Source organism: uncultured Veillonella sp. (assembly GCF_938010505.1).
GTDB lineage: Bacteria > Bacillota > Negativicutes > Veillonellales > Veillonellaceae > Veillonella.
Map to the genome: position 1 here is coordinate 1 of NZ_CALLVP010000125.1, position 7,817 is coordinate 7,817.

The following is a 7,817-nucleotide window of genomic DNA, read 5'->3' on the forward strand; positions in this document are numbered from 1 at the left end:
TGCATCCTTTGGATCTGCTAATGAGGCAAAAGCGTATCTCAGCAATAATGATGTAGCCGTGTTTAAACACCTCATCGCACAGACGACGGCGAATAGCTATATGCTCGTGATGAGCCATATTCAAATTCCCGCTATCGATAACGAGAACTTGGCGAGCTCCTCTAAGGCGATTATTGACGGTTGGCTTCGCAAGGAGCTCGGTTATAAGGGTATCGTTATGACGGACCGTATCGATGTGGGGGCTTTGCAATCCAACCAAAAGATAGGAGATTACGCTGTAACTTCCATTTTGGCAGGCAGTGATCTCATCCTTGTTGATGCGGATACGCTTCACATCGACGAAGTCCATCGTGCTTTAACGCAAGCGGTGGCGAATGGAACGATTTCGAATGAACGCCTCAACGAATCGGTTAAGCGTATTTTATTGATGAAAATGCAAACTCAAATTCAGTAGTAAAACATTTTGTAATAAGACATTCCGTAATAACTCGCAATTGTGTTCTTAGCAGATGCTTTATCACCAGTACCAAGTAATAGATTCAGCAATAAGACATCCTGTAATAACCGATTTTGTAATAAGAAATTCAGTAGCAATAGTAATAAGAAATTCAGTAACAATTTAATATACTTAACATGCAAATGACGTGCTATACTTTCTGGTAGGCACGTCATTTTTAAATATATAGATTGTAATATTCGACTCATATATTGAAAAGTTTATGATGCTTTGATGAATCAGAATGCTTGAAAACCCAGCCGTTATAAGATTTTTTGATATGGCATGAGAAAAAAGTATAACAGTAAAAACCTGTATGTGATGCGTAAAATAATTAACATAAAAAAGCTATGTTAACTATATGAAAAAAGTTTAATAATGATTTAAAATTATGATATAATAATTTCCGTAAATAGTTGGAGGTGAGTATATGAATTTTGTGGGACGTGCTGAGATTATAGAGAGTATCCAGTCCCGTATTGCATTGGGCCAAATGAGTTTATGTGTTGTATATGGTCCTCATCGCAGTGGTAAATCCTATGTGGCTTCGCAGCTTGTACGCCGTCATAAGGCGGTATACTTGGCGGGGCGCATGGCCAATGAATCAGTCCATGTGGCTGATATAAATAGAGCTCTTGAGGAACGTTTTGTTCCTGCTGATGCTCAAGATCAGTTCGAGCCTGTAGAAACCTTGCATCAGGCCTTTGTAAGGCTTTTTGAAAGTAGTGTGAAAACACCTCAAACTGTGGTGATTGATGATTATCCTGCCTTGGTAGAGGCTGTATCTCAGTTTCCAATTCACTTGCGCAATTTGTTAGAAACTTATAAAGATACGAGTCGTTTGAACATCATTTTGATGGCTAATGGCATGGAACAGCTCGATGGCCGCATCATTGGCGATCGCAGCCTTATCGGACCTTTCGTGTCCGAATATCTCGAGGTGAAACCATTTTCCTTGGTGGATATGAAATCCTTGGGCCTTCACTATGCAAAGGACGATTTGCGTACCGTCTTTGCCGTAACAGGTGGCTTGCCTGCCTATGTGCAATACTTTGATAATGGTGAAAGCATCGATACGAATATTATTAACTTGTTCTTCTCAGTAACGGGAGCTCTCTTTGAAGAAACACAGTATATTTTGCATCGAGATATGAAAAATATAACGGGTGCCAATGCCATTTTAACGGGTCTTGCTAGCTTGGAAAGACCGTATTACGTGGAGCTTTTACAAGAAAGCCAAATTAAAAGTGGCACGTTCACATCTCGTTTGAACGATCTCATGTCTATGGGACTCGTGGGCCGCATTCAGGCAAGTAACCGTGGGAACGCGAAGTACGCGGATTACCATTTCACGAATAGTATGTTCCATTTCTGGTACCGCTATGTATATAAATACTGGGGCGATATCGTGCGCGGTTATGGCGCTGATGTATATTATAATCATGTAAAACCGCAGCTAAACGACTTTGTTCAAGCCGCGTGTATTGCGATTTAATCAGACAATTTCAGATTAAATACTATTACTTAAAGATTGAATACTATTACCCAATGATAGTATATATTTCCTCTAAAAAATGACACCACATTGTGTATGTGGTGTCATTTTTAGTCATTATATATTTTCAGTAATTACCTTTTGAATCGCATACTTAAGTTGTACTTTGGATAGAAATTAAGGCTCAAATATAACAGAATATAGGGAAATTCCAAGGAATTGCCGATTTGTCAAAAAACTCTTTCCGCGGTATTGTGTACATAAGCGCTATGCCATGGCAGGAAAGGGGATTTATGTTATATACAAACGAAGAACCTTTAGTACAAAAAACATGTATTAAAACTGCAAACTTACAACATGACAACTATCAGTCAGAAAAATTAGAAACACAGACATTACCATCTCATTCTTTACTATCGAAAGCTAATGAGTCTAGCCGAAGTATTCCTGAGAAATTGAAATTACAGACCCTCGTCTGTGGTCATCAAGTCTTATCGTCCTTGTCGGACAAGAGTCTCGTGTCCATCTGTCAAAAGCCGAATATGCGGGTTCAGACGGTAGGGTATCAACCATGGTCCGTTGACGAGCTTCGTCATGATGCGGCACAAATTGAGCTCTGTCGCAGGTATCGACCGCTCATTTTGCACTATACGAATCGCATGGGAAACCGCGAGTTCCGTGAGGACGTAGAGAGCTATCTATGGGCGATCCTCATAGAATCGATTTATAGCTTTGATTTGGAAGGGCCCGTACCGTTCACAGGCTTTGTGAAAGCTGGCATCATGTACGGTTATATGCGGTACTGGAAGCGTGAGCGATTGCGTTATCGCCGTGAAATTCACATCCCAGATCGCACCACCGATGATGGAGAAGTGGCTTTTGGCATGGATATCTTCGCATCTGGCGAGAATGTGGCGGATATGGTGATGAGTGCCGACGAAGAGCATAGGCTACGAGCTCGTCTAGTGTGGGCTTTAGGCAGACTATCTCCTGATCAACGGGACCTACTGCGCCGTGTCTATGGTGAGTGTCAAAGCTTGGTATCGGTTAGTGAAGAATTGAACTGCAGCCGCCAAGCCATCCAACGGCGTCACGAACGAGCCATTCGAAAGCTGCGGAGATATTTGAGTACGGACTTTGAAGACGTGCGTGTACATTAGTTATTATAATTTAATTTCTTATTTATATTCTATATATTGCATATTTCTTTTCATCTCGATTAACAAATATACATAAAATATGCAATTCTCAATTTAAATGAGAAAATAATGACACATCAAGGTATAGTTAACTTTTACAAGATCATAAAGTCTTTAATTATACGTAAATTTCTATAGTTTTGTATATATATTTACAAATTATACAGACTGATATACAATTAAATCAGCAGCAGATTAAAGCATGCTAATCTGCTTTCACAGAACACGTGTTCATTGTATTGTTGAAAGGAATGTTCCTGATCAGATTGGAGAGGATTCCATGGCAATAGATGATAAACTAACAAATTTGATGGCCGCTCGGCTATCTAAGGGAGAGGATTTGGATTTGATCTACACGAATCCAAAGAATCACATTGTTTGTTTTATTCCTACCTATCAACCTAGTGGTGGGGACAGTACGAAGTGTTATTTTGTGGATGGACGCGAAGAAATGGTCCATCTACCGATGCGAACGATTACGCGAGAGCTGGCGATGCAGGAAGGGTTGAGGCCCAATTACATCATGACTAGCGATGGTCGACGCAGCAGCTATACCGCGCCTAAGACCTATGGTCCGCATTTAACCTTTGCGCATATTAAATGTCGCCGCCCTATCGGCAAGGACGTGGTGTACGGCCTCTTTAACGTGGCTATACCCTATGAATATATCGTTGGAAGGTCCGGAACCGGATACGAGCTATATTCATGTGGCGGACTTTGCACCGATCCTGGTGTACCAATCCCCGCGTCATGTCAAACACAAACTGAATGAAGCGATGCTAGAACACTGCAATTACGTGCGAAAAATGCTAGCCCGCATCAAACTCAGCCAAAACCCTCAAGTCGTGGCCGAACTATTTATCGCCTGGAGAGATTTAACGAGATAAAATCGTTGGACGGTGAAAGTAGAAGTAGGAGGGTGGAGAGAAATTTGGGAAAGGAGGATAGGCGTATAAAAAAATAAACGAAACTGCTGGAGCATATGAATTATTAAAAACAAGTTAAATATTGAACCTCAATAGAGCTACCTTATATAAGGTGGCTCTATTTTCATATGTTTTTCATTAATGCTAGTGATGTGCTATAATAGACCTAGATTTAACTCTCAGAAAACTAAATCTACGCCGTTGTGATAGTGGCGCGGTTAAACGGCATTATTTTAGCTCGCTAAAGTGCCTTTTAGGGTAGATTTACAATCTCCGCCGTTTTTGGCATTTTAGAACCAGTAAATATCTGTTGTTTCAAAGACAGGATTAAATTAAATAATCCCCATTAGGGGACGGAAACTTATAATCCTTGTCACCAGCGAATACAGTTTTATTTTTAACACGTTAAATTAAATAATCCCCATTAGGGGACGGAAACTCTTCTCCAGAACTATCACTTGTATAATCATAGACACTAAAACAAGTTAAATTAAATAATCCCCATTAGGGGACGGAAACTTTCAGCAGTAGGCATACCTTCCATAAAAGTATTAACTTTATGTTAAATTAAATAATCCCCATTAGGGGACGGAAACATTTCTGTTTTAACAAACCACTCGTTAGTAACAAAAGATTTTGTTAAATTAAATAATCCCCATTAGGGGACGGAAACCAAACCCCAATTTAAGTTCATTATCATTGTGATAACGAGCACGTTAAATTAAATAATCCCCATTAGGGGACGGAAACTCTAAAGCTTTATAGCTAAACTGCATAGGCTCTTTAGGGTGTTAAATTAAATAATCCCCTGATGGGGACGGAAACCTAAAATAGGTTGGTCAAATGAATATACTTCTTCTGCTTTACCGTTAAATTAAATGATCCCCTGATGGGGACGGAAACGACTTACAGACGAGTACTTCATTTGTGCCGATTGTGGGTGGTTAAATTAAATGATCCCCTGATGGGGACGGAAACTATTTCAGGCATTTTATCTCCTTATCTGGTATAATTTACGTTAAATTAAATGATCCCCTGATGGGGACGGAAACTCTTCAATGTCGTTTGTAATTTCATACATTTCGACATGCTCGTTAAATTAAATGATCCCCTGATGGGGACGGAAACGCCTTTTTCAAAATACGGGCAATGCCTAGTCCATTTCTTGATTGTTAAATTAAATGATCCCCTGATGGGGACGGAAACTTTTAGATGTAGTTTTTTTAGTAGTTTTTTCTGTGTTGATAGAGTTAAATTAAATGATCCCCTGATGGGGACGGAAACCATATCTTTTACTGCACCCCAACATTCATCAAATGTGATTGGTGGTTAAATTAAATAATCCCCTGATGGGGACGGAAACGTGGCGTCTTACATGGGCGAAAACATCCCAGACAGTCTTGATGTTAAATTAAATAATCCCCTGATGGGGACGGAAACATGCAATTCATCAAAACCAATGTATAGATTTTCGTAATCTTGTTAAATTAAATAATCCCCTGATGGGGACGGAAACGTTACCGCCACGAACACCCTTAACATTACCCACAGGAATAATGGTTAAATTAAATAATCCCCTGATGGGGACGGAAACTTATTTTGTAGAATTACTGGATCAATCGGTAAAGAAGCATAATGTTAAATTAAATAATCCTCATTAGGGGACGGGAACTTATCGGCTTTAATTTCCACTTTTGTAAAGTCCGCTGGAATTACGTTAAATTAAATAGTCCCCATTAGGGGACGGAAACAGTTTTTCACGATACAAAATCAATGCATATTCTGTAGCACCTAGTTAAATTAAATAATCCCCATTAGGGGACGGAAACTAAGACACAGCTTTAACACGCTTTACATTTTCTAATTCAAAAGAAGTTAAATCAAATAATCCCCTGGTGGGGACGGAAACTCAAATCTATCTACATGCACCAGTGTCTGCTGCGGCCCTAACTGCAGTTAAATAAAATAACCCCCATCAGGGGACGGAAACGCATACACAATACCGATTGTTAATAGTAAAGATGTAGTTGCTAGTTAAATTAAATAATCCCCAATAGGGTCAAAAAAAGCACTATCTTATTATTTGTAGATAGTGCTTTTTCTTATTTTATATAAACATTAATTTTTTACGGCTGCCATTTCGAGTACCCAAATCCCATCATAATAATGCTCACCACGAGCATGCCGTTACCAAGGGTAATGGTGCTTTCACTTGTGGCTAGACAGGTGATAAAGGATCCGATGCCCATAATGATTGTGCCTATTATAGCTGATAGTTTATGAATTGCCATGATAATCACCCTTTGCTTTCACTAACAACATTAGGTTTAACAATATACGTAATGACTGCGTACAGTAGGGCACCGATTACAATCCCGTTCAGCGAAGTCAGTCCGAATGGTATGAATTTAACACAGACTAATGCGATGGCCCATGTGATCCATGGAACCAGATTCCATTTTTTGAAAGTCGCTTTGTTGTAATCAATATATTTTCCGCGATGAACCAGGTAAAAGTCTGCTAAGATAATGCCGCATAGTGGCGGAACGATGATGCCTAGTGTACTTAAGAATATAAAGAGGGAGTCGATTTTATATGGCTGTGTCATTGTTGCTAATGCAGAGATAGCAATGAGCACGGCTAGCATAATATTTCTGTTTAGTTTGAAAGAGTTTGCTAGGTTCAATGATGTGGAATAGAGGTTCGCACCATTTGTGGTAAAGATATTTGTAGTCAACAATAGTAAGCTTGGGAACACGAGGCCAAAGCTTAAAAGTACGTTGATTAAGTCACCATCATTCATAGCAACGCCTGCGATAGCACCGCAGCTGATCATCAACGTATTGCCGCCCAATAGACCGATTGTGCTCGCTGTAATAACATCTTTCTTGCTTTTACCATAACGCATAATATCGGCGATACATGTAGCAGTGGATAGAATCCATGTACCGATAACGATGGTAATGCCTGAAAGTAAATCGATAGGTTGCAATGGCATATAGTTAAATAGTTCTTGCCAGCCACCGATTGTTTGAACGGAGCGAGCCGCTGTTCCTAGTGAAAGGAATACGATAGATGGAATCGCAATATAGCCGAATACAGCGAGGGATTTAATGCCGAGAACTGCAAAGATACCCATGATAACGGCGCTGAGCATCATAGCAATGATTTCGCCTGTGTAGGAAAGGCTAAAAACTTGAGCAATAAAATGTCCATATAAAGCCGCTTGAATCGTGTACCAATCTAGATTGACGATAGGAACGAAAAGGGATGCAATTCTAGATCCTTCCTGACCGAAGCTGTATCGCGTCAAAAGGGCGAAGGTAAGGCCTGTTTTATAGGCGATTACACTCACTAGCCCTGCGATGATACATAAGAAAATATTCCCTAGAATCATGGCCAATAGTAATTCGTTGAAAGTCAGCCCTGCCGCTAATCCGCCACCAGCCATCATACTAGTAACAAGAAAAACGAATCCAGTCCAAACGATGGTGAGAGAAAAACAGGACTTCCTTGCTCCTAACGGGACAGGCTCTCTAGAATACTCATTATCTGTGTTCGTATCAACTGGTTCAACAAACTCTAATTTCTCCTTACTCATACATCTATACTCCTTTACGTAATAAAAAAGCTACCATGATGCGTTTTAAGATTTATATAAGCATGGTAGTAAAGACCTATTATGTAGTGTAAATATAGTG

Annotated in this window: 6 protein-coding genes and 1 CRISPR repeat array; of the genes, 4 read left to right on the plus strand and 2 right to left on the minus strand. The window is 39.8% G+C overall.

Features of this window, described 5'->3' with window-relative positions; genetic code table 11:
- The 4 genes from Q0507_RS07900 to Q0507_RS07915 form a co-directional block, all read left to right on the plus strand.
- Window positions 1–454, plus strand: a 454-nt coding sequence (locus tag Q0507_RS07900) for a glycoside hydrolase family 3 N-terminal domain-containing protein (protein ID WP_298714831.1), incomplete at its 5' end; no start/stop codon positions are given.
- 472 nt (window positions 455–926) lie between these two features.
- Window positions 927–1,991: an ATP-binding protein gene (locus tag Q0507_RS07905; RefSeq protein WP_298714833.1), complete on the plus strand. Its 1,065-nt coding sequence runs from the start codon at window positions 927–929 to the stop codon at window positions 1,989–1,991.
- A gap of 293 nt (window positions 1,992–2,284) precedes the next feature.
- Window positions 2,285–3,151, plus strand: coding sequence for a sigma-70 family RNA polymerase sigma factor (locus Q0507_RS07910; RefSeq protein WP_298714835.1), 867 nt, complete (start codon window positions 2,285–2,287; stop codon window positions 3,149–3,151).
- A 319-nt stretch (window positions 3,152–3,470) separates the two neighbouring features.
- The gene (locus Q0507_RS07915; protein WP_298714837.1) at window positions 3,471–3,962 is read left to right on the plus strand and encodes a hypothetical protein; all 492 of its coding nucleotides are present in this window, start codon (window positions 3,471–3,473) and stop codon (window positions 3,960–3,962) included.
- Window positions 3,963–4,442: 480 nt separating this feature from the next.
- Window positions 4,443–6,184: a CRISPR direct-repeat array (repeat unit 35 nt; unit sequence GTTAAATTAAATGATCCCCTGATGGGGACGGAAAC).
- 58 nt (window positions 6,185–6,242) lie between these two features.
- On the opposite strand, the gene Q0507_RS07920 is transcribed toward Q0507_RS07915, so the two are convergent.
- Both Q0507_RS07920 and Q0507_RS07925 read right to left on the minus strand, forming a co-directional pair.
- The gene (locus Q0507_RS07920) at window positions 6,243–6,407 is read right to left on the minus strand and encodes a hypothetical protein (protein ID WP_298714839.1); all 165 of its coding nucleotides are present in this window, start codon (window positions 6,405–6,407) and stop codon (window positions 6,243–6,245) included.
- A gap of 5 nt (window positions 6,408–6,412) precedes the next feature.
- A complete protein-coding gene (locus Q0507_RS07925; protein ID WP_298714842.1) occupies window positions 6,413–7,717 on the minus strand; it encodes a cytosine permease in 1,305 nt (434 codons plus the stop codon).
- Window positions 7,718–7,817: the final 100 nt, after the last annotated feature.